This is a genomic window from Bradyrhizobium sp. ORS 278 (assembly GCF_000026145.1).
In the GTDB taxonomy this organism is placed as follows: Bacteria; Pseudomonadota; Alphaproteobacteria; order Rhizobiales; family Xanthobacteraceae; genus Bradyrhizobium.
In genome coordinates this window covers 2,882,248-2,908,398 of record NC_009445.1, presented here as the reverse complement: position 1 = coordinate 2,908,398, position 26,151 = coordinate 2,882,248, and the positions used below count along the sequence as shown (strand labels likewise).

Here is a 26,151-nt window from a genome sequence, read left to right as displayed (position 1 = left end):
CCTGCTCTATTCGATCGGGTGCCCGATGACAATTGCCAGCTCGCGGACCAGGCGGTCCGACACCTGTCCGGTCACCGGCAGCTTGCGCTCGCGCTCGAATTTCTGGATCGCTGTCTGGGTGTCGGATCCGATCATCCCGGTCGGCTTCAGCTGGCCATAGCCATATTCGGTCAGCGCACGCTGAACGGCCGCGACCCGGCGTGCATTGCCGCCCTGCTGCGTCGGCTGCGGACGCGGCGTAGCGGCCTGGCCGCCACTGACCGAACGGACGAGATCAGCGAGAGGATCGGCGTATTTCTGATCGGAGCGCGTGTCGGCCACCCGCGGCTCCGCCACCTTCGGCTCCGCCGCGCGGGTCTCCGGCGGCCGGGTTTCGATCACCTTCGGATCGAACGGAGACATCGCCTCCGCCGGGCGCGGTCGCGGCATTGGATTGGAATTCGCAAGGACCGGCGGAATGGTCACGATGGAACCGAACATCGGCGCGGGATGCGGACCCGATTGCAGGAACACGGCATTGACGATGATCGCGCTCGCCGCGGCGCAGGCCAACAGCCCGGCAAACATGTCCTTCGGGCTGTAGAGCACGGCACGCATCAGCCAGCCGCGTTCGTCCGCCACTTCGACCACGGCAGCAGTTGCAGCCGTGCGCTTGCGACGGCGCGGCGGCGCCTCATCATCCTCTGCAGCTCGTCTAGGCACTCTTCTTCACCTGCATCACCTGCCCCGCCTGGGCGGACCGCGCGGGCGACAGCGGCGTGACGGTGGCACCAGCGGCCATCTCCGCGACGCAGTTGATCGGCAGCGCGATCGTGACCGTCGTTCCCTCGTCGAGCTTGCTTTCTATCGACATTTCGCCGCCGTGCAAGGTCACGAGACTCTTGACGATCGACAGGCCAAGTCCGGTTCCCTCGTGACGGCGCTGATAGGTCTTGCCGGCCTGGAAGAACGGATCGCCGATGCGCTTGAGATCGTCGGCCGCGATGCCGACACCCGTGTCGGTGATTCGCAACAACAGGCGCGCGCCGTCGACGCCGGCGGACACCGTGACACGACCGCCACGCTCGGTGAACTTGATGGCATTGGAGACGAGGTTGATCACGATCTGCTTGAATGCGCGCGGATCGCCGGTGATGACAGGCAGGTCATGCGGCGCATCCGCCGCCAGATCGACACCGTTCTCGCGCGCACGCAGCGCCAGCAGATTGCAGCAATTGAACAGCGCGGTGCGCGGCGCAAACGGCTCCGGCGTCAGCTCGAAATGGCCGGACTCCATCTTCGACATGTCGAGGATGCCGTTCACGACCGACAGCAGATGCTGGCCGGAATCGTTGATCAGCTGCGCATATTCGCGGCGTCGCGCGGCGTTGAGCACGAGCACCTGCTCCTGCATCAGCATCTCGGAGAAGCCGATGATGGCATTCAGCGGCGTACGCAGCTCGTGGCTCATGGTCGCGAGGAATCGCGTCTTGGCGGCGTCGGCGCGTTCCGCGGCGCTGCGCGCAAGCTCCAGCGCCTGCTCCTGCAGCTTGCGGTCGGTGACGTCGCGCATGACCGCGACCACCTCCTGATCGGTGCCCGCGCAGGTGACTCCGGCGCGATCGAGCGGCCGGCAGCGCATCTCGACCCAGATGAAATCGACGGACTGCTGCCCAGCGCGGCCCTCGCCCGGCGCATCGCGGCGCAGGCGGAACTCGACGCTCGAGGCTTCGCTGCCGCCGGCCGCTTCGGACAGCGCGGTCAGATAGGCCGGGCGATCCGCGACATGCACGCGCTCGAACAGGCCGTGGCCGTGGAGCTGCGCAACCGGCGCGCCGAGCAGCGTTTCCACAGCGGGCGAAATGAACATGACAGCGCCGTTGCGGCGATGGCGGGAAATCACGTCGCTCATGTTGCGCGCGAGCAGACGATAGCGCTCCTCCTCCATCGACAGCAGCGTCACGCTGGTGCGCGCGAGGGTGTCGGCGGCAAAGGCGAGCACGGCCGCGTACAGCGTCGCCGAGGCAACGCCGAAGGCGAGCAGGCTCGTGCGCAGCGCCGGATTGGTCTCGGGCTTCGGCAGCCAGCCACAATGGCCGATCACAATCAGCAGCAGCGCGCAGGACAGCGCGAGCGCTGCGGAGAACACCACGACGCGGCGCGAGGCCGAAAATGATGCCTCGAGGGGGACGACGATCAGCCAGACAGCCGCGAAGGATTCGATGCCTCCGGTCTCGATCGACACCGCCATGATCAATGCGGACAGCGCCAGCGACGACAGCGCGCAGGCGCTCTCATAACGGCCGGTGCGCGACAGATACCAGGACAACAAAATTGGCGCGATCAGCCAGGCCAGCGCGCCGACCTCGAGCGCACTCGGTGCGCCGCGCATTGCGAGGTAGGCCGGGAACACGGCAAAAGCGGCGAGGCTGCCGAGCAGGCGCGGCGCGATGAAAGCGCGATGGCGCGCGCGTGTCATCGCATCAGTTCGAGCCGACGGATGCAGCAAAGCATCAAGACAATCGCGGATGATACTCAACACACTCACGGCTCTCGCGCCTCGGCCTGTCGGTTCGTTCTCACAAAGAACGCGCCGGGACGCCCCCTGTCGTCGGAAGCACCGTGTCAGACTCGCATTAAGCGAACGCTAAGGGCCAGACTGCGGTCACCTTGCCAATCGGACATGATGGTGAACGCATCGTTTCCGGCGGCTTCACCGGTTGCGAAAGCATCGCAAGCTACAGCCGGTTGCATGCCGCTTTCAGCTTGCGCCAACCAAAAATTTACGCCGAAAAAAGTTCGGCCGTCCGCTTTCCTAATTCTCAACCAATTAAGCCCAAAGCAAGCAGTCGCGACATAGAACAAGAGAGCTGAGATCTCGGTTGCGCCATTGAGGACGGACGCGGGATCAGCAGCACGGCCGGGGTTGCGTGATGTTCTTTCTGCTTCGGATGGCATTCTGGCTCGGGCTCGTGCTGGTGCTGCTGCCGCGCGAGAAGACGCCGGAGTCCGACAAGCTGCCGCAGATCAATGCGCAAGAGGCCGTGCAGGCGGCGACCGCGGCGATCTCCGACATGAGCCAGTTCTGCAAGCGCCAGCCGCAAGCTTGCGAGGTCGGCGGTCAGGCCGCCACGGTGGTCGGTCACCGCGCGCAGGAAGGCGCGCGCAAGATCTATCAGATCATCACCGACAAGCCCGAGACCGCCGAGAAGCCGACCGCAGCGGACAAGTTCATCGGCCCGGTGAAGCCGGCCAGCCTCGAGCGGCGCGGCAACGACCATACCGGCTCGATCGATGCGCCTGTGACCGAGGAAGTTCCCGCGGGCGAGGCGCCGGCCGACACGCTCTCGGCCGACGATCTCAGCGCCGAATGGCAGCTGCCGCCGACGCCCTGATCGTCGGCGGAACCGGCTGTCGCTTTCGTCCCGCCGAACCCCTATATGAGGTTCAGGACGGGACTGAAGAGCACCATGACCATCGACGAGATCCGCGACAATTTCGCCCTGCTGGACGATTGGGACGACCGCTACCGATACGTGATCGAGCTCGGCCGCACCTTGGCGCCGATGCCGGAGGACGAGCACTCCGCTGCCAACAAGGTGCAGGGCTGTGCGAGCCAGGTCTGGCTGTCCAAGCACATGGATGACAGCCGCGCCGTGCCGGTGCTGAACTATCTCGGCGACAGCGATGCCCACATCGTGCGCGGCCTGATCGCGATCCTGCTGACTTTGTATTCGGGGCGCACACCGCAGGAGATCCTGACCATCGACGCGCCCGCCGTGTTCGACGAGCTCGGGTTCCGCGAGCACCTGACGCCGCAGCGCTCCAACGGCCTGCGCTCGATGGTCGAGCGCATCCGCAGCGACGCACGCGAGGCGCTTGCCGCGGCCTCGTGATGTCGGCTACTTCTCGCGCTCGGGTCGCTGCTGTCCCAAGCCCATCTTCTTGGCGAGTTGCGAGCGCGTGACGGCGTAGTTCGGCGCCACCATCGGATAATCCGGCGGCAGGTTCCATTTGTCGCGGTACTGCTCCGGCGTCATGTTGTACTGCGTGCGCAGATGCCGGCGCAGCGACTTGAAGCGCTTGCCGTCCTCGAGACAGACCAGATAATCGGGGTGGATGGATTTCTTCACCGGCACGGCCGGCCGGGTCGGCTCGGGCGCCGGCTCGCTACGCCCCGCCGCCACGCGCGTCAGCGCCGCGTGCACCTGGCTGATCAGCGACGGGATTTCCGCCGCCGGGGTCGGGTTGTTGCTGAGATAGGCCGAGACGATGTCGGCCGTCAGATCGATAAAGCTCTTGCCGGCCCCTTCGGTCATCAAAGCTCCGTCCCCATCCACTGACTTTCATTCGCAAGTATCACCCGACGCGGGTGAGAGCGTCATCTGTCATTTCTCCAAGCAATATGGGCAAATGACTGGCAAAATGACAAGAAGGTGAGGACTTCTTCTTGAGACATCTGTGCCGTTTTCAGTACTGTGTGCCAAATGCCAGTCTTGCGGCGCGCAAGGCGATCAGCTGCGGCCTTCCAGATGGGTGCGCAGCTCGTCGATCGACGCAAAACGCATCATCCCCTCCGGCATCTGCGCCTCGATCGAGCCGTCGGAGTAGAGCGAATAGGCCATCCCGTCCACGACGCCCGACTTGATGATGCTCGCCGCCGGCGCATCCATGTCCTGCGGCTCGGGCACGGGAGCGGGCTCCGACTCGACGAAGGCGGGTGCGGCACGTGCCAGGCGCCGCGGAAACGGCGGCCGCAGCGCCTCCTGAGGACGCGCCCGTTCGGGGCGCGACCAGCCCTGATCCAGACCCGGAGGAGCAGCCTCGGGGGCCGGCTCATCGAGCGGCATCGCCGGGGGTTCGCTGCGCGGCGGCGAGCGGAAATCCGTCGGCATCGACTCGGCGCCGCGCTTTTCGGCCCGCTCCCGCTCGCGGCGGGAGGTCGAGGCGAACAGCAGATTGCGTCGGGGCCGCTCGGCGGGCTCCGCGGCCGGCTCATCCTCCTCCAGCGGGGAGGCGGCGGCGCGAAGCGTTGCGGACAACGGCGGTGACGGCGGAAGCGGCGCCGACGACAAGGGCGACGACAGGTCGGGCATCCGCGGCCGCGCGCGCGGCGAGCCACCCTCGCGCCAAGCGTCGTCTGCCGGAGGAAGCGGGGGCGAGTCGAGATCGGCCTTGCTGCCGATGCCCGGCAGCTGCAAGGGCCTTGCCTCGCTCTCCGAGGGCGACCGTGCGCGCAGGCGGTGCGAGATCACCTTCAGCTCGTTGAGAAGCGCAGACAGGCCGAACAGGATGAGCCCGCTGCAGACGCCAAGGGTCCCGGACAGGATCAGCGTGCTTCCCAAGCTGAAGTCCTTGATCGGAATACCCCAAGCGATCGCTCCAAGCCCGACCAGCACGGCCAGGGCCCCAGCGGCCAACATCCCACTCATCATTCGAACCTATCCCCTAATGCGTCGGTCGGGCCGCGTCCCGACCCTATCACACTAGTTGCCCGCGGCTGCCCGCGTCCGGTGAACCCGGGTTCTAGTCGAAATCCGCGACAATTTGCAGCAGAAGTTCGATCAGAGCAGTCAGCGTCCCCCGGCCCAGCCGCCAGCGACGCCATGATCGTGCCACATTCACTCCCGCCAACCCACGGAACCGTCAGGGGTTCCTCCGGGTTTGTCCCGAGCCACACGGTTCAGGACGCGTTCATGTCGCTGTGCCAATATGGCGCCAAGCAGCCGAAATTCGGGCCCCTGCTGCACTGCGACGGACGCGTGACGCTCATATTTCCATCACCTCGGAAACGGGGACGCGCTATACGCAAACGGGGAAGAAAGCCTTCGAAGCTCGGAAGCGGGGTCGCTAGGGGACGCCGGGTCACTTATCAGCCATGACATCGATAACCACTTCGGTCCTCGAGACGCCGACGCGGCGGACCCTCGAGCGGACTTGTGACGATCTCGCCATGTTCGCGCTCGCCGCTGTCGCGGTGGTGGCCGGACTGACATTCCGCGACTATGGCCTCGGCTGGGACGACTACACCCATGCCGAATATGCCGATCTGTTGTTGCGCATGTACGGTTCCGGTTTCAGGGATCAGGCGGCGCTGTCGTTCGCCAACCTCTATATGTACGGAGGTGGGTTCGACATGGTTGCAGCGTTGCTGCACAAGATCCTGCCGCTGGAGCTGTTCGAGACCCGCCGGCTGGTCGGCGCGATCGTCGGCCTGATCGGGCTCGGCGTGACATGGCGCCTCGCGCGCCGCATCGGCGGTGCGGTCGCCGGGCTGGCGGCGCTGCTGCTGCTGGCGCTGTGCCCGATCTTCTACGGCCACATGTTCATGAACCCGAAGGATGCCCCCTTCGCGGTCGCCATGGTCGTGCTGCTGATGGGGCTGGTGCGTCTCGCCGACGAGTACCCCTACCCCTCGCCGCGCACCATCCTGATCCTCGGCCTGGGCGCCGGCTTCTCGATCGGCTCGCGCATCCTCGGCGGCATGGCGGTGGTGTACGCCATGATCGGTTTCATGCCGCTGTTCCTGGAGGAATACCGCACGCAAGGCGCCCGCGAGGCGGTGCGCCGTTTCGCCAGCGTGCTCTATATGCTGATCCCCGGCCTGATCCTCGGCTATCTGGTCATGGGCCTGATCTGGCCTTGGTCGATCATCGAGCCGGCGAATCCGTTCCGCGCGCTCACCTATTTCTCGCACTTCTTCGAGAAGCCGTGGAAGGAGATGTTCGACGGGGCGCTCGTCTCGGTACCGGACATGCCGTGGTCCTATCTGCCCACGCTGTTTGCGCTGCAATTGCCCGAGCTGATGATCGCGCTGTTCGTGGCGGGCGTGGTGGCCTCGCTGATGTCGCTGTCGCGGCCGAATATGCCGGCGCGACAGAAGAGCATCCTGTTGATGCTGACCTTGGCGGCAACGCTGCCGATCCTGATCGCGATCGTCAAACGCCCGGCGCTCTACAACGGCATCCGCCATTTCGTATTCGTGATCCCGCCGATGGCGCTGCTCGGCGGCATCGCGTTCTCGTGGCTGTTGTCCTGGCTCAACAATGACGAGCGCCGCAGCTGGCAGCCCGTGGCGATCGCCGCCTTCTGCTTCGGACTGCTCCTGCCGCTGGCCGAGATGATCCGGCTGCACCCCTATCAATATACGCATTTCAACTACATCGCCGGCACCGTCCGCGAGGCGGATGCGCGCTTCATGCTGGATTATTGGGGCCTCGCGCTGAAGCAGGCCTCCGACGGTCTCAAGGAGCAGCTCGACGAGCGCCAGGAAGTGCCGCCGATCGGGCACAAATGGAAGGTCGCGGTGTGCGGTCCGCAACGGCCGGCGCAGGTCGCACTCGGCCCCGACTTCACCATCGGCTGGGACAGTCATGCCGCCGACTTTGCGATGACGCTCGGCGAGTTCTACTGCAAGGGACTGACCGCCCCCGTGATGGTCGAGATCAAGCGCGACGACGTCGTGTTCGCCCGGGTCTACGACATCCGCGGCCGGAGCATCTCCAGCCTGCTCTCCATTCCGGCGCCTTGAGCGATCTGCTCCGCCAATCGACATGACTGCCCTCCCGGCTCCGCGCCTTGCCGAGCCGGGAGAGGCAGCTTACGCTCGGGTCAACCTCTCGAGACCGGAGCATGCCATGTCGCCAGCCGAAGCGCGTCTGAAGGAAGTGCCGTCGAACATGACGGAAGCGGAGTGGTCGCAGCGGGTCAATCTCGCCGCAGCCTACCGTCTGGTGGCGATGTTCGGCTGGGACGATCTGGTCGACACACACATCTCGGCCCGCGTCCCCGGCCCCGAGCATCACTTCCTCATCAACCCCTACGGCCTGTTGTTCGAGGAGATCACCGCGTCGAGCCTGATCAAGGTCGACCTCTACGGCAACCAGCTGTCCGAGAGCGAGTACAGCATCAATCCCGCCGGCTTCACCATCCACTCGGCGATTCACGAGGTGCGCGAGGATGCCGGCTGCGTCATCCACCTGCATACGCTCGACGGCGTCGCGGTGTCGAGCTGCGCCGACGGCCTGCTGCCGCTGAACCAGATCGCGCAATACGTGACCCACGACCTCGCCTATCACGACTACGAAGGCGTGGCACTGGACCATGATGAGCGGCCCCGGCTGCAGCGCGACCTCGGCACCAAGAACCACATGCTACTGCGCAATCACGGTACGCTGACCGTCGGACGTTCGGTCGCCTCGGCGTTCGAGCGCATGTATCACCTGGAGCGCGCCTGCTCGATCCAGGTGCGTACCCGCACGCTCGGACCCACGGCCTATCCGGTACGCGAGGAGGTCGTCGACAAGAACGCCAAGCTGTTCGACAACGCGGAACGCATCGAGCTCCGTTCGACCCAGCTGGTCTGGCCGCCGCTGCTGCGCCGGCTCGACCGGATCAATCCAGGCTATCGCAATTGATCTTGCTGGGCTGATCGGCTATCAACAGTTCATCACCCTCTACGCTATTTGGAATGAAACGCCGCCCAATTCCGGGCGGCGTTTTTTACTTGCTCCTCAGCTGCACGCGGCGCGAGCCGGCCGGTGCCGGTCCGGCGCACCCTGCAACTGCTGCAACTCCTCCGCCAGCCGTCGCTCGACGAAGCGCCGCTCGTGCTCGGCAAGCCGAGTGGCCAGCAGCTTGCGGTAGCGCCGCACATTGGCTTCGCGCGAAAAACGCAGCCGGGGCGCCGGCCGCATCCGGCTTCCGCTCGCGAGAGCATCGCCCCCCGTACCACCGTCGGCGTCGACGTCGACGCGTGGCACGATGCGCATCGCAGCGCCGCCGCGCGGGCGTGGCGGCTGGTCTTCGCGGTCCAGCTGGCGCAGCGCGCCGAGAATGTCGGACACGCGGAGCGGCCTGGAAATGCCTGGAATCTTGCGCAGGCCGGGCTGCGACTCGACGGCATACATGTCCGACGCCCAGGACGACAGGATCAGCCGCTTCTCGGTCCGGCACAGCTTGCCGTCATTCAGCAGGTCGGCCGGCGATTCGTAATGCGAGACCGGATGGAAGCCGGCAGTGCCCGCGGTGATCGAAACACGATGCTCGCTCATGGCGTCTCTCCTCCTACGCTCCTTTCACAAGAGACAGATGATGAAGGCGGCGCGGGCCGCGGCCGGCCCGCGTCGCTCGTCGAACATGTCAGGCGGCCTGCTGCGGCGCGATCTGCTCGACCGGCGACGTGCCGATGGCGATGCGGCGCGGCTTCATGGCCTCGGGGATTTCGCGCACCATTTCGATCCGCAGCAGGCCGTTGTCGAAGAAGGCGTTCGTCACCTGCACGTAGTCGGCGAGGTTGAACTGCCGTTTGAAGGGCCGCGACGAGATGCCCTGATAGAGGTACTCGCGGCTCTCCCTCTCGACCTTCCGGCCTTCCACCGTCAGGACATTGTGCTCGGCCGTGATGGAGAGCTCATCCGGCGCGAAGCCGGCCAGGGCCAGCGAGATCTGATAGCGGTCGTCGCCGATCCGCTCGATGTTGCAAGGGGGATAGTTGTCCTCGACGGCGCGCTGGGTCTCGTCGAGCAGGCTGAACAGGCGATCGAAACCGATGGTCGAACGCCACAGCGGGCTGAAATCATACGTCCTCATAGCCAAGTCCTCCTAGGAGCAAGATGGATACGAAGGAGCGCCGGGCCGATGCAGGCTTCGTTCTGAGGACCCAACAACCGGTCAGCGCCCAAAGCACAGCCGGGCCCTGAAGGCACCCGGCACCGCGAGACGCGGCGACCAACGACTTAGATCAACCGACGCCGGGTTCAAGGGCCCACCGACAAATTTTTTGCCGCAGCCCCGGCGTTTTCTCGAGGGCTACGCGGCCACCGCGGACAGCCGTTGCAGCCGCATCGTCGCCTCGCGCAAGACACTGACCAGCCGCTCGCGCTCGCGCGGATCGATGTCGCCACGCGACAGCACGGCCTGGCAATGCGCGACCACGCGCTGCTCGCTCTCGATGAGAAACCGCGTCAGCCGCCGAGGATCGGCGATCGGCATGACGGCTGTCGGATTGGGCGGCGGATGATTGTACTGCCAGGCAGACATGTTTGCCCTTGCAAACGCGCGTTGCGCTGCACTGAGACCGGGCGGCGCGACAGCGCCCAACCACACCTCCCGTCGACCGTCGGTCAGTCAGCAGGCCGGCCGCTCTCCGGGGATTGTGGCCGGCTCTGGACAAATCGCAGTCGTGGCTCTGACTCATAGTCGCGCGTTGTGGCCGATCCGCGGCCGGCGATGCGAACAACAGACTTTCTTTTGAAACCGCTCTTTTGAAGCCGTGACGGCTGCGCTGGCGCAGTCCGTCACGGCTGATCGCGATCAGTAGTCCATCGCCGGCGCGGCGGCGGTCTCCGCCTTCTTCGGCTTATCGGCCACCAGCGCCTCGGTGGTGATCAGCAGCGAGGCGACCGAGGCCGCGTCCTGCAGCGCGGTGCGGACCACCTTGGCCGGATCGATCACGCCGGCCTGCACCAGGTCCTGGTACTCGCCGGTCGCGGCGTTGAAGCCCCAGCTGTAGCTGTCCTTCTCCAGGAGCTTGCCGACCACCAGCGAGCCGTCGTCGCCGGCATTCTGCACGATCTGGCGCACCGGCACCTGGATCGCGCGCCGGATGATGTCGACGCCGGCTTTCTGGTCGGCGTTGGCGGTCTTGACGCCGTCGAGCACCTTGGTGGCGCGCAGCAGCGCGACGCCACCACCGGGCAGGATACCCTCCTCCACCGCCGCGCGCGTGGCGTGCAGCGCATCGTCGACGCGGTCCTTGCGCTCCTTGACCTCGACCTCGGTGGCGCCGCCGACCCGGATCACCGCGACGCCGCCGGCGAGCTTGGCCAGCCGCTCCTGCAGCTTCTCGCGGTCGTAGTCGGAGGTGGTCTCCTCGATCTGCAGCCGGATCTGCTGCGTGCGCGCCTCGATGTCCTTCTTCGCGCCGGCACCGTCGACGATCGTCGTGTTCTCCTTGTCGATCACGACCTTCTTGGCGCGGCCGAGCATCGACAGGGTGACGTTCTCCAGCTTGATGCCGAGATCCTCGGAGATCGTGGTGCCGCCGGTGAGGATCGCGATGTCCTCCAGCATGGCCTTGCGGCGGTCGCCGAAGCCCGGCGCCTTGACGGCCGCGATCTTCAGTCCGCCGCGCAGCTTGTTGACCACCAGGGTCGCCAGCGCCTCGCCCTCGACATCCTCGGCGACGATCAGCAGCGGCTTGCCGGACTGCACGACGGCTTCGAGCAGCGGCAGCATCGTCTGCAGGCCCGACAGCTTCTTCTCGTGGATCAGGATGTAGGGATCCTCGAGCTCGACCCGCATCTTCTCGGAGTTGGTGACGAAGTATGGCGAGACATAGCCGCGGTCGAACTGCATGCCCTCGACCACCTCGAGCTCGGTGTCGAGGCTCTTCGCCTCCTCCACCGTGATCACGCCCTCATTGCCGACCTTCTGCATGGCTTCCGCAAGGAAACGGCCGATCTCGCTGTCGCCATTGGCCGAGATGGTGCCGACCTGGGCGATCTCGTCGTTGCTGGTGATCTTCTTGGCGTGCGCCTTGAGGTCTTTCACAATCGCCTCGACCGCGAGATCGATGCCGCGCTTGAGGTCCATCGGGTTCATGCCGGCGGCGACAGACTTCGCGCCTTCCTTCACGATCGCCTGGGCGAGCACGGTGGCGGTGGTGGTGCCGTCGCCGGCGAGATCGGCGGTCTTCGAGGCCACTTCGCGCACCATCTGCGCGCCCATGTTCTCGAACTTGTCCTCCAGCTCGATCTCCTTGGCGACCGTCACCCCATCCTTGGTGATGCGCGGCGCACCGAACGATTTCTCGATCACGACGTTGCGGCCCTTGGGACCGAGCGTGACCTTGACGGCATTGGCGAGGATGTCGACGCCGCGCAGCATACGGTCGCGCGCGTCGGTGGAAAACTTCACGTCCTTGGCAGCCATGTTCATCGTCTCCTTGTCTACCGATGACTGTCAGTTTGAGGGATCACGCGGCTTTCTTCGCCGCGACGGGGGCGTCGACGATGCCGAGCAGGTCGCTCTCCTTCATGATCAGGAGATCCTTGCCGTCGATCTTCACCTCGGTCCCCGACCACTTGCCGAACAGCACGCGGTCGCCGGGCTTGACGTCGAGCGGCACGAGTTGTCCCTGCTCATTCCGCGCGCCGGGACCGGCGGCGACGATCTCGCCCTCCTGCGGCTTCTCCTTGGCGGTGTCGGGAATGATGATGCCGCCCTTGGTCTTCTCCTCGGCATCGATACGGCGCACGAGCACGCGGTCGTGCAATGGACGGAAATGCATGCACATCCTCCTTTACAGATCAGCGATGTCATAAGCCTCGGGTCCCATGAGGCCCCCGGGCGAGCAACGACCTAGGAAAGCCGAGATTTTCGTTCAAGAGGGTCACGCAAAATTTTTGGCACTCGGCAGGAACGATTGCCAGGTCGGCTCTTGACCGCGGCAGCCGTCCTGACCAGTTCTACGGGTGCCAAAATCCGCCCCCTTCCGTCGAGGAAAACACGATGCAGCTTCTGCGTTGTACCCGGCCTTTGGTCCTGCTGCCGGCGATCCTGCTCTCCCTTCTGTATGCCCCTGCCCTCGCCCAGATCCCGGATCTCAAGCTCGGCCGCGTCCCGACGCTGGCGCCGCTGGTCAAGGAGGTGACGCCCGCCGTCGTCAACATCTCGGTCGAGGGCAAGGTCCGGCAGGACAATCCGCTGTATCAGGACCCGCTGTTCCGCGACTTCTTCGACGTGCCGAAGCAGGTCGAGAAGCAGATCAGCGCGACCGGCTCCGGCGTCATCGTGGATGCGCAGCGCGGCTACGTGATGACGGCCAACCATGTCGTCGAGCATGTCACCAGTGCCCAGATCCGAACCAAGGATGGCCGCAAGTTCTCCGCTCGCCTGGTCGGACGCGATCCCGCCACCGACATCGCACTGCTGCAGATCAAGGACCCGACCGAACTGAAGGCGATCGCGCTCGGCGACAGCGATGCGCTGGAGGTCGGCGACTTCGTGATCGCGGTCGGCAATCCCTTCGGCCTGGGACAGACCGTCACCTCCGGCCTCGTCAGCGCGCTCGGACGTACCGGGCTCGGCAAGCAGGGCTATGAAGACTTCATCCAGACCGATGCCGCGATCAATCCCGGCAATTCCGGCGGCGCGCTGATCAATCTGCGCGGCGAACTGGTCGGCATCAACACGGCGATCATCTCGCCCGGCGGCGGCAATGTCGGCATCGGCTTCGCTGTGCCGATCAACATGGCCCGTCGCGTGATGGAGCAACTGGTCGCGAACGGCCGCGTCGATCGCGGCCGCATCGGCGTCACCCTGCTCGATCTGGATTCGGCGGCGGACGGCCTTGTCGTCGGTGCCCGCGTCGCCGACGTGGCAGCCGGCTCGCCGGCGGAGCGCGCCGGCCTGCGCAAGGGCGATGTCATCGTGAAGGCGAATGACATGCCGGTGCGCAGCGCGACCCAGGTTCGCAATCTCATCGGACTCACGCCGGTCGGCCAGCGTGTCCGCCTTGTGTTCGAGCGCGACCGTGCGCTCGGCAACGCGACGGTCGAGGTCGCGCCGATCGCAGAGGAGCGCGCCCGCGTGCGGACGTCGGGTTGAGGACGGCTCGGTGTTCAGCCTGGACGGCGTAGATTCGAGTTAAATTTTACCGTCCATCAAGCATGCAGCGAGACGCTGATACCTCCCTAAAGACCTGTTAAGTGCCTTCGCGCTTATTGCAACCCCGCGGAGGTATTGAAATGCGGGGTGATGGTCTGGCTTTCAGTCTGCCACGCTGGCGCGTGACGCGCTGGCTGGCAGACCCGGGATATCCGGTGTCACCGGACATCCGCCTTGCATTGATCGGCGAGCTATTCGGCTGCTGGTCGGTGTTCGCCGGTGGCGCGATCAACACCGTCGCCGTGGCGGCCGCACTGGCGCTGCGCACGCCGACCATGCTTTTCATCAGCTGGCTCGTGATGGAAGTCGCAATCTGCCTGTCGCGGCTGATCGTGATGATCATCGCCTATCGCCGCGCGGGCGCGGGGATCTCGACACCGACCGACATCCACATCCTGCTCGCGGTGGGCTGGAGCGCCAGCGTCGGCTTTGGCGTCGGCATCAGCCTGGGATCCGGCGACTGGATCGCGGCGTCACTGACCTGCATCTCCTCGGCCGCGATGGTCGGCGGCATCTGCTTCCGCAATTTCAGCGCGCCACGTCTCGTCGGCACGATGATCCTGTGCAGCATCGGCCCGGTCATCCCCGGCGTCGCGCTGTCACGCGAGCCGCTGCTATTTGCGATGTACCTGCAGATGCCGGTGTACTTCCTCGCGATGACCGGCGCCGCCTTCCGCCTCAACAAGATGCTCGTCGCCGTCATGCATGCCAAGCGCGAGAGCGACGAGCAGGCCCGGCGCGATCCGCTCACGGGCTTGAAGAACCGCGCTGGCCTGATCGACGCGCTGCAGAGCCGTCTCGATGGCAAGGTCTCCGGACAGCGCGGCTTCGCCGTGCTCTATCTCGATCTCGACGGCTTCAAGCCGGTCAACGACACCTTCGGCCATGCCGCCGGCGACGAGCTGTTGAAAATCGTCGGCCGGACGCTCAAGGACATCGTCGGGCCGTCCGACGTCATCGCCCGGATTGGCGGCGATGAGTTCGTTGTGCTCTCCACCTCCACCGATCCAGCGCTTGATCACGCGCTCGCGCTCAGCGAGCGCCTCATCGAGGCGATGACCGCGCCCATCCTCTTACCGGGCGGCGCGCGCGTAGACATCGGCATGAGCATCGGCATTGCCGCTGCGCCCGATCACGGCATCGAGCCGGAGTCGCTGCTGTTTGCGGCGGACGCCGCGCTGTATGAAGCCAAGGCGAGCGGCAAGTCGTGCTGGAGACTGGCCTCCGCGGAGGCCAATCTCGCGGCGCTGCGCAAGGTCGCAGGCCGCCAGCTCACGACGAGGCCGGTCGAGACGGCGGCCTGATGTCGGCCTAGGCAGCCGAGGTGAGCCAACTGTCGAAATCGATCGCACCCAGCCGTGCCGTCCCGAGCGGTGTCAGCGACTGGTCGTCGATGGCGGCGCCGAAATAGCCTGCCTTCGGATCGGCAACCACCTCCCGGCCATCGCCCGCAGCCCGCAAATGCCGCGAGACGAAGCTGGCGAAAGGCTGCTTGTCAGGACCGGCAACATCGATCGTCGCATTGAGTGGCACCTGCACGGCGACGTCGGCAAGCGCCGCGGCGACATCATCGGCTGCGATCGGCTGGAACAACGCCGAGGGCACGACGACCTTTCCATCGACCGCGCCTGCATCGGCGATGCCGCGGACAAACTCGAAGAACTGCGTCGCCCGCACGATGGTGTAAGAGAGGCCGGACGTCTTGATCACCTGCTCTTGCGCGACCTTGGCGCGGAAATAGGCCAGATCGGCCATCCTGTCGGTGCCGACGATCGACAGCGCGACGTAGTGCTTGATGCCGGCGGCCTTGCCCGCGGTGACCAGGTTGCGGCTCGAACGCTCGAAGAAGTCGAGCACCGCCGCCGGGCTGAAATCCGGCGCATTCGACACGTCGACGACGACTTCGGCGCCTTCGAGCGCACGGCCAAGGCCCTCGCCCGTCACGCTGTTCACCCCGGACTTCGGTGACGCCGGCACGGCGTCATAACCTTGCGCGACAAGCCGCGCCACCAGCTTCGATCCGATCAGCCCCGTGCCGCCAATAACGACGATCTTCATTGTTTTGTCTCCTGATGAGTTCGAGTCTCACGCCTGCACGAAGGCAAGCAGGTCCGGATTGATCACCTCGTGGTGGGTGGTGCACATGCCGTGGGGAAACGTCTCGTAGACCTTGAGCCTGCCACGCTTCAGAAGCTTGACCGACAGCCGCGCGGACGCGTCGATCGGAACGCTCTGGTCGTCGTCGCCGTGCATCACCAGCGTGGGCACGTCGATCTTCGACAGATCGTCGCTGAAGTCAGTTTCCGAGAACGCCTTGATCCCATCGTAATGAGCCTTGGCGCCGCCCATCATGCCCTGACGCCACCAGTTATGGATGACGCTGTCCAACGGCGTCGCGCCCGGGCGGTTGAAGCTGTAGAACGGGCCAGAGGGAAACTCGGTGTAGAACTGCGTCCGGTTGTCGGCGAGCGCCTTGCGCAATCCGTCGAACACCTCGATCGGCAGTCCCAAGGGATTGCCAGGAGTCTTGACCATGATCGGCGGCACCGCCCCGATCAAGACGAGCTTGGCCACGCGCCCCTGCGGCTGACCATGACGCGCGACATAGCGCGTCGCCTCACCACCGCCCGTCGAGTGACCGATGTGGACAGCGTGGCGCAGATCCAGGCGCTCGACGACAGCGGCTGCGTCGGCCGCGTAATGGTCCATGTCGTGATCATCGCTGACCTGCGCCGAGCGCCCATGGCCGCGGCGGTCGATCCCGATGACGCGATAGCCGTTCGCGAGAAAGAACAGCATCTGATTGTCCCAATCGTCGGAGCACAGCGGCCAGCCATGATGGAACACGATCGGCTGCGCCGTCTTCGGACCCCAGTCCTTGAAAAAGATGTCGACGCCGTCTCGGGTCGTCACAAATGCCATCGTCGCTCTCCTGCCATGATCAGCGGGGCGCCCGACATTGGGCGCGACGACAGTAGTGTTGCCTGGACGGCGCTGCCGCTCTTGCCTCGGACCGGCTCGAATTGTCCAAAACCGGCGTAGGTGTCAGTGAGCGTCCTGCGCGGCAGCGCGTCTGATCGCCGCACGCCCCTTCGACCGGCGCCAGCGGTCCGGACTGGTCCCGACCAGCCGCGTGAAGGTCCGGGTGAAGTGGCTCTGATCGGCGAAGCCGACTTCCAGGGCGATCATCCCCAGACTGAGCTCGCCCTGCACAAGCAGATCACGCGCCCGCGCGACCCGGCGCTGCAGCAGCCATTGATGCGGAGCCACGCCGACCGACTTCTTGAAAGCTCGTGCGAAGTAGCTCGGCGACAGATCGAACTCCGACGCGATGTCCTGGAGCAGGATGCTGCCGGAGAGCCTGGCCTCGATCAGATCGCAGGCACGGCGCACCTGCCAGGCGGCGAGCCCGCCCGGCAACAGCGGTGCCGGTTCGCCGGAGCCGCCGTATGTCCGCACGACATGGGCGACGATCGTCATCGACAGATGATCGACGAACAGCCGGTTGGCCTCATCAGGTCGTCCCAATGCCTCGCTCATGGCATGGCTGAGATGCCGCATGACCGGATCGTCGACGCCCACCGCCGGCTCGTAGGACAATTCACCGACGGACGCGCTGAACATCTCGCGCGCCGTGCCCTCGATGACCTCGCGCGACAGACGGTAGAAGATCGAATGAAACGGCTTGTCGATGACGTAGCAGGGCGCGCGCTTCATGTCGTAGAGATAGGTGCCGCCGGCGAAGATGTCCTTCTTTGCAACGGTTCGCCCATTCTCCCAGCATTCGCAATCGGGATAGTCGCGAAACTTCACGCTGACCATGTAGGCATCGTCAAGCGGCAGCGGATGGGACAAGCCTTTTTGCGGATCGTCGGACCGGCATTCTGCGGCTTCAAGCACACTGTCGGCGAACGCACGGGTGACGAGCGTCGGGGCCTGTTCGAGCCGCAGGCCCGCCTTCAATCGCTTGCCAAAGATCTCGGTTTCGACCATCAGCCCTTTCCTGCCGATCAAGGTTGTATGGTACCCTGACCGGGCGAGAAAGGGCTTCTCTGTCGCACCCCCTCACAACATCGTCAGCGACCGACTGGCAGTCTTCAAGACGCGGCCGCGAGAGTTCCTTGGCTAACGCGGCATCTCCGCCAGCGCTGCGAGGATGCGGGCCCAGGAGCGGATGCCCTTGTGGTAGCTCTTGAGGTCGTACTTCTCGTTCGGCGAATGGATGTTGTCGTCGTCGAGACCGAAACCGACCAGGAGCGAGTCGAGGCCGAGCGTCTTCTTGAAGTCGGTGACGATCGGGATCGAGGCACCTGAGCCCATCAGGATGGTCTCCTTGCCCCACTCCTCGGTCAGCGCCTGCTTGGCGGCGGCGAGCGGCTTCATGCTCCAGTCGAGCGCGATCGCGGCACCCGCCGAGTGATCGCCGAACTCGACCGAGCAGTCGCCGGGGATGCGCGCCGATACGTAGTCGCGGAACGCCTTGCGGATCTTCAACGGGTCCTGGCCTTCGACGAGGCGGAATGAAACCTTCGCATGGGCCAGCGACGGAATGACAGTCTTCGAGCCCTCGCCGATATAGCCGCCCCAGATGCCGTTGATGTCGCAGGTCGGGCGCGACGAGATCTGCTCGATCAGCAGGCGATCCTTCTCGCCGGCGGGGATCGACAACCCGATCGGCTTGAGGAAGCTCTCCGGCGTCAGGTTCAGCTTCTTCCACTGCTCGAGGACTTCCGGCGGCACGTCCTTCACGCCGTCGTAGAAGCCGGGAATGGTGATGCGGCCGTCGGCGTCGAACAGACCGCCGAGCACCTCGGTCAGCACCCGGATCGGATTGCGCGCGCCGCCACCGAACACGCCCGAATGCAAGTCGCGATTGGCGGCCTTGATCTTGAGCTCTTCATAGAGAAGACCGCGCAGCGATGTCGTGATCGCCGGCGTGTTCGGGTCCCACATGCCGGTGTCGCAGACGAGCGCGAAGTCGGCTTTGAACTCATCCTTGTTGGCCTCGAGGAACGGCACGAAGTTCTTCGAGCCGACCTCCTCCTCGCCCTCGATCAGCATGGTGATGCCGAGCGGCAGCGATCCCGTCACCTTCTTCCAGGCGCGGCAGGCCTCGACGAAGGTCATCAGCTGGCCCTTGTCGTCCTCGGCGCCGCGCGCGACGATGATCTTGCGGCCGTCGGCATGATCGGTGACGACGGGCTCGAACGGCGGACGGTGCCAGAGATCGAGCGGATCGACCGGCTGTACGTCATAATGGCCATAGAACAGCACGTGCGGTTTGGCCGCGCCATGACCGTTGCTCTTTCCCACCACGGCCGGGTGTCCTGCCGTCGGACGCACCTCGGTGGCGAAGCCGAGCGTTGCGAGATCCTTGGCGAGATGATCGGCCGCCGCCTTGCAATCGTCGGTAAAGGCCGGATCGGCCGAGATGGACTTGATGCGGATCAGCTGGAACAGACGGTCCAGGCTGTTGTCGAAATCGGCATCGATGTGGTCGAGAACGGATTGAAGCTGCGCATTGGCCATGGCCACGGGATCCCTTCGCAAGTGACGAGCGTTGGCTTGCTTGTAGCCCCGTTGCGCGGTCCGGACCAGCGTGATGCCGCGAGCATCACGCTGGCGAAGACGGCATGGCTCAGCGCCGCAGCAATCCGCCGAGCGCGCCGCGCACGAGGCTGCGGCCGATCGAGCCGCCGAGCGAGCCGCCGACCTGCTTGCCGAGATCGGCCGCGATGCCGCCGACGACCTTGTCGGTGACCTGGCGAGCGACGTTGCGCGCGATCACCTGCGTGGTCGACAGTTGGCCGCGCTTGACGTTGGTGCCGAAGATCGTCGCTGCGATGTCGCCGATCTTGCCCAGCACGCTGCCGGAGCCTGGCTCAGCCGTCGCCGTCCCGGCGATCCGCTTCTGCAGGATCTCGTAGGCGGACTCCGCATCGATCTCGGTGTCGTACTTGCCCTTGACCGGGCTGGCGGCGATGATCGCCTTGCGCTCCTCAGGCGTGACCGGCCCGATCCGTGCGGATGGCGGCCGGATCAGCACGCGCTCGACCATCGCCGGCGTACCGTTGCCTTCCAGGAACGACACCAAGGCCTCGCCCTTGCCGAGTTCCGTGATCACCTTGGCCGTATCGAGCTTGGGATTGGGACGGAACGTATCGGCGGCCGCCGCCACCGCCTTCTGATCGCGCGGCGTGAAGGCGCGCAGCGCGTGCTGCACGCGGTTGCCCAGCTGCCCGAGCACGCGATCGGGAACGTCGAGCGGGTTCTGCGTGACGAAATACACGCCGACGCCCTTGGAGCGGATCAGGCGAACGACCTGCTCGATCTTGTCCATCAGCGCCTTCGGCGCATCGTTGAACAACAGATGCGCCTCGTCGAAGAAGAAGACGAGCTTGGGCTTGGCGACGTCGCCGACCTCCGGGAGCTCCTCGAACAGCTCCGACAGCATCCACAGCAGGAACGTCGCGTAGAGCCGCGGGTTCTGCAGCAGCTTGTCGGCGACGAGGATGTTGATCATGCCGCGGCCGTCGCGGTCGGTCTTCATGAAGTCCTGCAGCGACAGCGCGGGCTCGCCGAAGAACTTCGTACCACCCTGGTTCTCGAGCACCAGCAGCTGACGCTGAATCGTGCCGACGGTCGCGCGCGTGACGTTGCCGAACGACTGTGCGGCCTTGCGGATCGGCGCGAGCGGATCCGCCTCGGCATCGGCACCCTTCTTGGTGTCCGGAATGATCGCATCGAGCAGCGCGCGCAGATCCTTCATGTCGATCAGCGCGAGACCGTTCTCGTCGGCGACGCGGAACGCGACGTTGAGCACACCCTCTTGAACGTCGTTGAGATCGAGCATCCTTGCCAGCAGCAGCGGTCCCATCTCGGTGACGGTCGCGCGTACCGGATGGCCCTGCTCGCCGAACACATCCCAAAATACCGTCGAGAACTGATCGGGCTGATAGGTGAGGCCGAGCTCGCTCGCGCGCTTGACGATGAAATCCTTCGCTTCGCCGATCTGCGAGATGCCCGAGAGATCACCCTTGATGTCGGAGGCGAAGACCGGAACACCGGCGCGCGCAAAACCTTCGGCCATCACCTGCAGCGATACGGTCTTGCCGGTACCGGTCGCGCCCGTCACGAGCCCATGGCGATTGGCAAGCGCCAGCGTCAACCACGCCGGCTGCTCACCGGCACCTACGAGAATCTTGTCGTCGGTATCAGCCAAGGATTTTCCGGATGGTGCCATGTTGATCCGTCTTTCGAGAATGTTTGTTTCGCATCGCACGTGGCGCGGAGCGCGTTCGACACCGGTAACATACTTTAGTTTCGCACATCGGAACCAGCGTCAGGGTGCCTCACCTCTTTGCGAGCGGATGCGCTCTTCTTACCATCGGTGTGGGAGAGACGCAGGTTTCATCCGGTGATTCAACAATTGGTCTTGCATCGCTGCAACAGTTGACCATCGATCGCGAATCGATTCGCGCGCCAGCCATGCTCGTCGCTTGTAATTCATAAATCGTCCGATCAAGATGAATACAGCGAGGACGTCTGGTCTTGGGGGACTGGACGACGACGGGGTTCACATGAACGAGCTGATTGAGCCGCTGGCCAGAAAGGCCAGCATCGATAGAGCCGTGGCTGACGAGGCTGAAAAGCCTGGATGTCTCCATCCCGAGATCCTCTGCAACCAAAACTCTCACCATCTGTTTGCTGGCCTGTCCAGTGCGGCCGATGATTGGCCGGCCTTGAACTTTCCGAGTTCGGCCGCGACCAAATCGGAACGGACCAGCTGGGCACGATACGGTTAGGCACGCGGGGCCTGAACGATTTCGACTGAAGCACCTTCGCGCGCCGAGTATCATGACATATCCGATCACCGAACTCGAAGGCATGACGGCCTTCTACGCCGCCAAGCTGAAAGCCCTGGGCATTCGCACCACCGATGCGTTTCTCGAAGCCGCCCGCACCGTGAAAGGGCGTAAGGCACTCGCTGCCAAGACCGGGATCAGCGAGCAGCAGCTGCTCGATTGGGCGAACGTGGCCGATTACATGCGCATTCCCGGCATGGGCAAGGCCAAGGTCTGCCTGGTGCGCGCCGCCGGCGTCACCACGGTGCGCGAGCTGGCGCATCGCAATCCGGCCAAGCTGGCGCAGAACATCAAGGAAGTGAACACGCGGCGGCGGCTGGTCCGCATCCTGCCGTCCGAGAAGTCGGTTGGCCAGCTGATCGAAAAGGCGCGCCGGCTGGACCCGAAAATCAGCTATTGATCGCACGTCGGGCCGCTGCGCGCCGCTTGTGCAGCGCGACGTCTTGACTCGCCGCTGGCAACCGCGCAAAGCGGCGGCCATGAGCGCCATCTTGCCGCACGCCGCCTCGGATCTCACCGCGAGCCACCCGCTGCTGCGGCCGTGGCTGGCGCGTCCGTATCCGGCCGTCATGGGCATCCTGAACGTCACGCCGGATTCGTTCTCCGACGGCGGCCGTTTCAACGCGCCGGACCGCGCGCTCGACCAGGCCCAGGCGATGATCGCGGCCGGCGCGGACATCATCGACATCGGAGCCGAGTCGACCCGTCCCTACAAGGGCGCGGAGCCTGTCACGGCAGATGAAGAGTTGGCGCGGCTCGAACCCGTCCTGCCCGCGATCGTTGCGCTCGGTGTGCCTGTGTCGATCGACAGTATGAAATCTGAGGTTGTCGATCATGCGCTCAACCATGGCGCTGTGATCGCCAACGATGTCTGGGGCCTACAGCGCGATCCGGCAATGGCCGATGTGGTCGCCACGCATCGCGCTCCGGTCGTGGTGATGCACAACCGCGCCGCGGTCGATGCGCAGATCGACATCATTGACGACATGCTCCGCTTCTTCACGCGCTCGCTCGACATCGCCGCCAAGGCCGGCATTCCCGATGGCAACATCGTGCTCGATCCCGGCATCGGTTTCGGCAAGACCGCCGAGCAGAGCATGCGGGCGCTGGCGCGGCTCGATGCGTTCGCGCGCTTCGGCCTGCCGCTTTTGGTCGGCGCCTCGCGCAAGCGTTTCATCAGCTCGGTCGTGACGTCGGAGCCGCGAGAGCGGCTCGGCGGCTCGATCGCGGCGCATCTGATCGCGGCGCAGCGCGGGGCTGCGATCATCCGGGCGCATGACGTCGCCGAGACGGTCCAGGCCGTGCGCGTGGCCGCAAGCATCGAGGCACTGGGATGACCGATACGATCTTCATCAAGGGCGTCCTCATTCATGCCCGTCACGGCGTGATGGAGCATGAGAGCGAGGTCGGCCAGCGCTTCGTGATCGATCTCGAGCTCTACACGGACCTGTCGGACTCCTCGCGCAGCGACCGGCTCGCCGACACCGTCTCCTATTCAGACGTGGTGGAGACGGCGACCGCCGCGTTCAAGGACACCAACTACCGCCTGCTCGAACGCGCCGCCGGCGCGGTCGCCGATGCCATCCTGTCCACCTTCGTCCGCATCCGCGCCGTGAAGGTGACCGTGCACAAGCCGCATGCGCCGATCGCCGCGATCTTCGAGGATGTCGGCGTCGTGCTGACGCGCTCGCGGCATCCGTGATCAGATGGCGAGCGCGCTGATCGCCCTCGGCGGCAATGTCGGCGACGTCAGGGCGACCTTCGTGCAGGCGATCGCGGAGATCTGCCGGCGCGCCGATGCCACGCTTGTGGCGCGCTCCTCCGACTACATGACGCCGCCCTGGGGCGAGGTGCAGCAGCCACCGTTCGTCAACGCCTGCATCGCGGTCGAGACGGCGGTCGCCCCGCATCCGCTGCTCGCCATCCTGCATGACGTCGAGCGCCTGTTCGGCCGCGACCGCGCCCGGGAGACCCGCTGGGGCCCGCGCACGCTCGATCTCGACCTGATCGCCTATGACGATGTGACGCTCGACACGCCCGATCTCACACTGCCGCATCCCCGCCTGTTCGAGCGAGGTTTCGTGCTGGTCCCGCTCGCCGAGATCGTCCCCGAGCGCCGGATTGCCGGCCGCCGGGTGGAAGAGGCGCTGGGCGCTGTTTCACGTGACGGAATCCAGCCGCTGCCTTCAGCCGAATAGCTGACATCTCCGGCGAAACAACCGTTTGGCTTGGCGGTCGCGACGTGGCATTTTGCGCCACAATAATCGCCATAACAGACGCTTCCGGGAGATACGGGCCGCATGACCACCGACACCGAACAGCTGCGATTGGCCGCCGATTTCGCGCCGGCTAGCGAGGCGGACTGGCGCAAGCTGGTCGACGGCGTGTTGAAGGGCGCGGCGTTCGAGAAGCTGGTCGGCAAGACCTATGACGGCCTGAAGATCCAGCCGATCTATTCGCGCGCCCAGGGCGCCGCGCCGGTCGCCGGCCGCGCGCCGGCGGCGGCGTGGCAGATCATGCAGCGCGTCGACCATCGCGATGCCGGCAAGGCCAATGCGCAGGCGCTGCTCGACCTCGAAAACGGCGCGACCGGGCTGACGCTGGTATTCGCCGGCGCCAACGCCGCGCATGGCTTCGGCCTCGCCGCCACCGCGGACGCGCTGGCCCGCGCGCTGGATGGCGTGCATCTCGACGCTGCGATTGCCATCGAATTGCAGGCAACTGACGCATCTGCCGCCGCACTGCTCGCGGACTACGTCAAGCAGCGCGGGTTCAAGCCGGGCGCTTGCGACATCCGCTTCGGCCTCGATCCGATCGGCGATGCAGCCAGTAGCGGCGCGAGCGCCCATGATGCGGGCGCGCTTGCCGGCAGCGCCGTCGACTTGGTGAAGCAATTGCACGGCGCCGGCTTCCAGGGTCCCTTCCTGGCCGCGGATGGCCGCGTGGTGCACGACGCCGGTGGTTCGGAGGCGCAGGAGCTCGCCTTCGTGCTGGCCTCCGGCGTCGCCTATCTGCGGGCGCTCGAAGCGGGCGGCATCGCGTTGGAGACCGCGCGTGGCCTGATCTTCGCGCGGCTCGCGGCCGATACTGATCAGTTCCTGACGCTGGCGAAATTCCGTAGCCTGCGCCGGCTTTGGGCGCGCATCGAAGAGGCCTGCGGCCTGCAACCGAAGCCGCTCGTCGTCTCCGGCGAGACGGCGTGGCGCATGCTCACCCGGCGCGATCCCTATGTGAACATGCTGCGCGCCACCATCGCGACGCTCGCCGCGGGCCTCGGCGGCGCCAATGCGATCACCGTGCTGCCGCACACCGCAGCGCTCGGACTGCCCGATGCGTTTGCTCGCCGCGTCGCGCGCAACACGCAGCTGGTGCTGCTTGAGGAGAGCAATCTCGCCCGCGTCGCCGATCCCGCGGCCGGCGCCGGCGGCATCGAGGCGCTGACGAGCGAGTTGAGCACCACCGCCTGGGCGCTGTTCCAGGAGATCGAGAAGGCCGGCGGGATCGTCGCCGCGCTGCAGGCCGGCCTGATCCAGAGCAAGGTCGCCGCCGTGAAGCAGGCGCGCGACGTCAACATCGCCAGACGCCGCGACGTGCTGACCGGCGCCAGCGAGTTTCCGAACTTGAACGAGGCTGATGTGAGCGTTGAGGCGGTCGCGCCGCTGCCCTCGCCGCCTCCGGTCAAAGCTGCGCTCAGCTTCGCGCCGCTCGCCCCGATCCGTCTTGCAGACGCGTTCGAGAAGTTGCGCGACCGCTCGGACGCCCTGCTGAAGAGCAAGGGCGGACGGCCGCACGTGTTCCTCGCCAATCTCGGCTCCGCCGCCGACTACACCGCGCGCGCGACCTTTGCCCGCAGCTTCTTCGAGGCCGGCGGCATCGCCGCGGTCGATGGCGAGGGCGGCTCCGACCCAGCCGCGCTCGCGGCGGCGTACCGCGCCTCGGGAGCGGCGATCGCCTGCCTCTGCTCATCCGACAAGGTCTACGCCGATGCCGCGGTTCCCGCAGCCAAGGCCCTGCAAGCGGCCGGCGCGCGACATATCTATCTGGCAGGCCGCGGCGGCGAGCAGGAAGAAGCCTTGCGCGAGGCCGGGATCGGCAGCTTCGTATTCGCAGGCGGTGACGCGCTGGCAACGCTCGAAGACGCCTATACGCATCTGGAGTGAGCATGACCGAGGCCAGCAAACCCGTCCTCACCGGCGGCTGCCAATGCGGCACGATCCGCTATGCGCTGATGGCGGCGCCGACGCGCGTGAGCATCTGCCATTGCCGGATGTGCCAGAAGGCGACGGGCTCACCGTTCGCGTCGCTCGCCGACATCAATCATGACAGCTTTGCCTGGACCCGCGGTACGCCGGGAACGTTCCGCTCCTCCTCGATCGCAAACCGCTATTTCTGCGCCGCTTGCGGCACGCCGCTCGGCTTCGGCGCCATCGACGGGCCGCGGATCGAGATCATGACCGGGACCTTCGACCGGCCCGATCGCGTCGTGCCGACGCGGCAGTTCGGCTCGGAATCCCGGCTCGGCTGGGTGGTCGCGATCGCCAACCTGCCGAGCCAGACGACGCAGCAGAATTACGGACCGGAGAAGATGGCGCGCATCGTCAGCCATCAGCATCCGGACCATGATTGAGGCGGGAGC

Annotated in this window: 27 protein-coding genes; 13 read left to right on the top strand and 14 right to left on the bottom strand. The window is 65.6% G+C overall.

Annotated elements, in window-relative coordinates:
* Positions 1–6 precede the first annotated feature (6 nt).
* Both BRADO_RS12700 and BRADO_RS12695 read right to left on the bottom strand, forming a co-directional pair.
* A complete protein-coding gene (locus tag BRADO_RS12700) occupies positions 7–702 on the bottom strand; it encodes a peptidoglycan-binding domain-containing protein (RefSeq protein ID WP_041756437.1) in 696 nt (231 codons plus the stop codon).
* Complete coding sequence (locus BRADO_RS12695; RefSeq protein ID WP_244423027.1) at positions 695–2,458, bottom strand: PAS domain-containing sensor histidine kinase; 1,764 nt, start codon at positions 2,456–2,458, stop codon at positions 695–697. The genes BRADO_RS12700 and BRADO_RS12695 overlap by 8 nt, the downstream gene beginning before the upstream one ends.
* 454 nt (positions 2,459–2,912) lie before the next feature.
* Between BRADO_RS12695 and BRADO_RS12690 the strand changes: the two genes are divergently transcribed.
* Both BRADO_RS12690 and BRADO_RS12685 read left to right on the top strand, forming a co-directional pair.
* Positions 2,913–3,374 carry a DUF5330 domain-containing protein gene (locus tag BRADO_RS12690; RefSeq protein ID WP_011925727.1) on the top strand — a complete coding sequence of 154 codons (462 nt, stop codon included), beginning with the start codon at positions 2,913–2,915 and terminating at the stop codon, positions 3,372–3,374.
* A gap of 75 nt (positions 3,375–3,449) precedes the next feature.
* Positions 3,450–3,875, top strand: coding sequence for a SufE family protein (locus BRADO_RS12685; RefSeq protein ID WP_011925726.1), 426 nt, complete (start codon positions 3,450–3,452; stop codon positions 3,873–3,875).
* A 6-nt stretch (positions 3,876–3,881) separates the two neighbouring features.
* Here the strand turns inward: BRADO_RS12685 and BRADO_RS12680 are convergent, their stop codons facing one another.
* Positions 3,882–4,298: a MucR family transcriptional regulator gene (locus tag BRADO_RS12680; protein ID WP_008961019.1), complete on the bottom strand. Its 417-nt coding sequence runs from the start codon at positions 4,296–4,298 to the stop codon at positions 3,882–3,884.
* 195 nt (positions 4,299–4,493) lie between these two features.
* Positions 4,494–5,414 carry a hypothetical protein gene (locus BRADO_RS12675; RefSeq protein WP_011925725.1) on the bottom strand — a complete coding sequence of 307 codons (921 nt, stop codon included), beginning with the start codon at positions 5,412–5,414 and terminating at the stop codon, positions 4,494–4,496.
* Between the two features lie 443 nt (positions 5,415–5,857).
* On the opposite strand from BRADO_RS12675, the gene BRADO_RS12670 reads away from it, so the two are divergent.
* On the top strand, positions 5,858–7,510 hold the full coding sequence (locus BRADO_RS12670; RefSeq protein WP_011925724.1) for a glycosyltransferase family 39 protein: 1,653 nt from the start codon (positions 5,858–5,860) through the stop codon (positions 7,508–7,510).
* A 106-nt stretch (positions 7,511–7,616) separates the two neighbouring features.
* Entirely contained in the window at positions 7,617–8,396 is a 780-nt protein-coding gene (locus BRADO_RS12665) for a class II aldolase/adducin family protein (RefSeq protein WP_011925723.1), read from the top strand.
* Between the two features lie 96 nt (positions 8,397–8,492).
* Here BRADO_RS12665 and BRADO_RS12660 read toward each other — a convergent pair whose 3' ends face one another.
* From BRADO_RS12660 to groES, 5 genes are all read right to left on the bottom strand, one after another.
* The gene (locus BRADO_RS12660) at positions 8,493–9,032 is read right to left on the bottom strand and encodes a hypothetical protein (RefSeq protein ID WP_011925722.1); all 540 of its coding nucleotides are present in this window, start codon (positions 9,030–9,032) and stop codon (positions 8,493–8,495) included.
* 88 nt (positions 9,033–9,120) lie between these two features.
* The gene (locus BRADO_RS12655) at positions 9,121–9,570 is read right to left on the bottom strand and encodes an Hsp20 family protein (protein ID WP_011925721.1); all 450 of its coding nucleotides are present in this window, start codon (positions 9,568–9,570) and stop codon (positions 9,121–9,123) included.
* Positions 9,571–9,789: 219 nt separating this feature from the next.
* Positions 9,790–10,020, bottom strand: coding sequence for a hypothetical protein (locus BRADO_RS12650; protein WP_011925720.1), 231 nt, complete (start codon positions 10,018–10,020; stop codon positions 9,790–9,792).
* A 273-nt stretch (positions 10,021–10,293) separates the two neighbouring features.
* Complete coding sequence (gene groL / locus BRADO_RS12645; protein WP_011925719.1) at positions 10,294–11,913, bottom strand: chaperonin GroEL; 1,620 nt, start codon at positions 11,911–11,913, stop codon at positions 10,294–10,296.
* 43 nt (positions 11,914–11,956) lie between these two features.
* Entirely contained in the window at positions 11,957–12,271 is a 315-nt protein-coding gene (groES, locus tag BRADO_RS12640) for a co-chaperone GroES (RefSeq protein ID WP_011925718.1), read from the bottom strand.
* Positions 12,272–12,492: 221 nt separating this feature from the next.
* Here groES and BRADO_RS12635 point away from each other — a divergent pair, with 221 nt between their 5' ends.
* Complete coding sequence (locus BRADO_RS12635; protein ID WP_011925717.1) at positions 12,493–13,590, top strand: trypsin-like peptidase domain-containing protein; 1,098 nt, start codon at positions 12,493–12,495, stop codon at positions 13,588–13,590.
* Between the two features lie 140 nt (positions 13,591–13,730).
* Positions 13,731–14,954: a GGDEF domain-containing protein gene (locus tag BRADO_RS12630; RefSeq protein ID WP_011925716.1), complete on the top strand. Its 1,224-nt coding sequence runs from the start codon at positions 13,731–13,733 to the stop codon at positions 14,952–14,954.
* A 7-nt stretch (positions 14,955–14,961) separates the two neighbouring features.
* Here BRADO_RS12630 and BRADO_RS12625 read toward each other — a convergent pair whose 3' ends face one another.
* The 5 genes from BRADO_RS12625 to BRADO_RS12605 all read right to left on the bottom strand — a co-directional run bounded on the left by BRADO_RS12625 (position 14,962) and on the right by BRADO_RS12605 (position 20,893).
* A complete protein-coding gene (locus BRADO_RS12625) occupies positions 14,962–15,708 on the bottom strand; it encodes an SDR family oxidoreductase (RefSeq protein ID WP_011925715.1) in 747 nt (248 codons plus the stop codon).
* Positions 15,709–15,735: 27 nt separating this feature from the next.
* Positions 15,736–16,572 carry an alpha/beta fold hydrolase gene (locus tag BRADO_RS12620; protein WP_011925714.1) on the bottom strand — a complete coding sequence of 279 codons (837 nt, stop codon included), beginning with the start codon at positions 16,570–16,572 and terminating at the stop codon, positions 15,736–15,738.
* 123 nt (positions 16,573–16,695) lie between these two features.
* Entirely contained in the window at positions 16,696–17,643 is a 948-nt protein-coding gene (locus BRADO_RS12615) for an AraC family transcriptional regulator (protein WP_041756436.1), read from the bottom strand.
* A gap of 132 nt (positions 17,644–17,775) precedes the next feature.
* Positions 17,776–19,179 (bottom strand): M20/M25/M40 family metallo-hydrolase, encoded by a 1,404-nt coding sequence (locus BRADO_RS12610; RefSeq protein ID WP_011925712.1) that lies wholly within the window; start codon positions 19,177–19,179, stop codon positions 17,776–17,778.
* A gap of 109 nt (positions 19,180–19,288) precedes the next feature.
* Entirely contained in the window at positions 19,289–20,893 is a 1,605-nt protein-coding gene (locus BRADO_RS12605) for a helicase HerA-like domain-containing protein (RefSeq protein WP_011925711.1), read from the bottom strand.
* Between the two features lie 337 nt (positions 20,894–21,230).
* Here BRADO_RS12605 and BRADO_RS34965 point away from each other — a divergent pair, with 337 nt between their 5' ends.
* From BRADO_RS34965 to BRADO_RS12575, 7 genes are all read left to right on the top strand, one after another.
* Positions 21,231–21,455 carry a hypothetical protein gene (locus BRADO_RS34965; protein WP_157872556.1) on the top strand — a complete coding sequence of 75 codons (225 nt, stop codon included), beginning with the start codon at positions 21,231–21,233 and terminating at the stop codon, positions 21,453–21,455.
* A 52-nt stretch (positions 21,456–21,507) separates the two neighbouring features.
* Positions 21,508–21,915: a DUF4332 domain-containing protein gene (locus BRADO_RS12600; protein WP_011925710.1), complete on the top strand. Its 408-nt coding sequence runs from the start codon at positions 21,508–21,510 to the stop codon at positions 21,913–21,915.
* Between the two features lie 79 nt (positions 21,916–21,994).
* On the top strand, positions 21,995–22,852 hold the full coding sequence (folP, locus tag BRADO_RS12595) for a dihydropteroate synthase (protein WP_011925709.1): 858 nt from the start codon (positions 21,995–21,997) through the stop codon (positions 22,850–22,852).
* Complete coding sequence (folB, locus tag BRADO_RS12590; protein WP_011925708.1) at positions 22,849–23,217, top strand: dihydroneopterin aldolase; 369 nt, start codon at positions 22,849–22,851, stop codon at positions 23,215–23,217. The genes folP and folB overlap by 4 nt, the downstream gene beginning before the upstream one ends.
* Before the next feature lie 4 nt (positions 23,218–23,221).
* On the top strand, positions 23,222–23,713 hold the full coding sequence (gene folK / locus BRADO_RS12585) for a 2-amino-4-hydroxy-6-hydroxymethyldihydropteridine diphosphokinase (RefSeq protein ID WP_011925707.1): 492 nt from the start codon (positions 23,222–23,224) through the stop codon (positions 23,711–23,713).
* A 102-nt stretch (positions 23,714–23,815) separates the two neighbouring features.
* A complete protein-coding gene (locus BRADO_RS12580; protein ID WP_011925706.1) occupies positions 23,816–25,675 on the top strand; it encodes a methylmalonyl-CoA mutase subunit beta in 1,860 nt (619 codons plus the stop codon).
* Between the two features lie 2 nt (positions 25,676–25,677).
* A complete protein-coding gene (locus BRADO_RS12575; RefSeq protein ID WP_011925705.1) occupies positions 25,678–26,142 on the top strand; it encodes a GFA family protein in 465 nt (154 codons plus the stop codon).
* Positions 26,143–26,151 lie beyond the last annotated feature (9 nt).

Bases quoted from the DNA above. Each gene is read 5' to 3' on its own strand.
- BRADO_RS12650 (WP_011925720.1), bottom strand. From the start codon at position 10,020: ATGTCTGCCTGGCAGTACAATCATCCGCCGCCCAATCCGACAGCCGTC.
- BRADO_RS12625 (WP_011925715.1), bottom strand. From the start codon at position 15,708: ATGAAGATCGTCGTTATTGGCGGCACGGGGCTGATCGGATCGAAGCTG.
- BRADO_RS12615 (WP_041756436.1), bottom strand. From the start codon at position 17,643: ATGGTCGAAACCGAGATCTTTGGCAAGCGATTGAAGGCGGGCCTGCGG.
- groL (WP_011925719.1), bottom strand. From the start codon at position 11,913: ATGGCTGCCAAGGACGTGAAGTTTTCCACCGACGCGCGCGACCGTATG.
- BRADO_RS12660 (WP_011925722.1), bottom strand. From the start codon at position 9,032: ATGAGCGAGCATCGTGTTTCGATCACCGCGGGCACTGCCGGCTTCCAT.
- BRADO_RS12600 (WP_011925710.1), top strand. From the start codon at position 21,508: ATGACATATCCGATCACCGAACTCGAAGGCATGACGGCCTTCTACGCC.
- BRADO_RS12655 (WP_011925721.1), bottom strand. From the start codon at position 9,570: ATGAGGACGTATGATTTCAGCCCGCTGTGGCGTTCGACCATCGGTTTC.
- BRADO_RS12575 (WP_011925705.1), top strand. From the start codon at position 25,678: ATGACCGAGGCCAGCAAACCCGTCCTCACCGGCGGCTGCCAATGCGGC.
- BRADO_RS12690 (WP_011925727.1), top strand. From the start codon at position 2,913: ATGTTCTTTCTGCTTCGGATGGCATTCTGGCTCGGGCTCGTGCTGGTG.
- BRADO_RS12695 (WP_244423027.1), bottom strand. From the start codon at position 2,458: ATGACACGCGCGCGCCATCGCGCTTTCATCGCGCCGCGCCTGCTCGGC.
- BRADO_RS12630 (WP_011925716.1), top strand. From the start codon at position 13,731: ATGCGGGGTGATGGTCTGGCTTTCAGTCTGCCACGCTGGCGCGTGACG.
- folB (WP_011925708.1), top strand. From the start codon at position 22,849: ATGACCGATACGATCTTCATCAAGGGCGTCCTCATTCATGCCCGTCAC.
- BRADO_RS12665 (WP_011925723.1), top strand. From the start codon at position 7,617: ATGTCGCCAGCCGAAGCGCGTCTGAAGGAAGTGCCGTCGAACATGACG.
- BRADO_RS12580 (WP_011925706.1), top strand. From the start codon at position 23,816: ATGACCACCGACACCGAACAGCTGCGATTGGCCGCCGATTTCGCGCCG.
- BRADO_RS12685 (WP_011925726.1), top strand. From the start codon at position 3,450: ATGACCATCGACGAGATCCGCGACAATTTCGCCCTGCTGGACGATTGG.
- BRADO_RS34965 (WP_157872556.1), top strand. From the start codon at position 21,231: ATGAACGAGCTGATTGAGCCGCTGGCCAGAAAGGCCAGCATCGATAGA.
- BRADO_RS12680 (WP_008961019.1), bottom strand. From the start codon at position 4,298: ATGACCGAAGGGGCCGGCAAGAGCTTTATCGATCTGACGGCCGACATC.
- BRADO_RS12605 (WP_011925711.1), bottom strand. From the start codon at position 20,893: ATGGCACCATCCGGAAAATCCTTGGCTGATACCGACGACAAGATTCTC.
- groES (WP_011925718.1), bottom strand. From the start codon at position 12,271: ATGCATTTCCGTCCATTGCACGACCGCGTGCTCGTGCGCCGTATCGAT.
- BRADO_RS12670 (WP_011925724.1), top strand. From the start codon at position 5,858: ATGACATCGATAACCACTTCGGTCCTCGAGACGCCGACGCGGCGGACC.
- BRADO_RS12675 (WP_011925725.1), bottom strand. From the start codon at position 5,414: ATGATGAGTGGGATGTTGGCCGCTGGGGCCCTGGCCGTGCTGGTCGGG.
- BRADO_RS12620 (WP_011925714.1), bottom strand. From the start codon at position 16,572: ATGGCATTTGTGACGACCCGAGACGGCGTCGACATCTTTTTCAAGGAC.
- BRADO_RS12610 (WP_011925712.1), bottom strand. From the start codon at position 19,179: ATGGCCAATGCGCAGCTTCAATCCGTTCTCGACCACATCGATGCCGAT.
- folK (WP_011925707.1), top strand. From the start codon at position 23,222: ATGGCGAGCGCGCTGATCGCCCTCGGCGGCAATGTCGGCGACGTCAGG.
- BRADO_RS12635 (WP_011925717.1), top strand. From the start codon at position 12,493: ATGCAGCTTCTGCGTTGTACCCGGCCTTTGGTCCTGCTGCCGGCGATC.
- folP (WP_011925709.1), top strand. From the start codon at position 21,995: ATGAGCGCCATCTTGCCGCACGCCGCCTCGGATCTCACCGCGAGCCAC.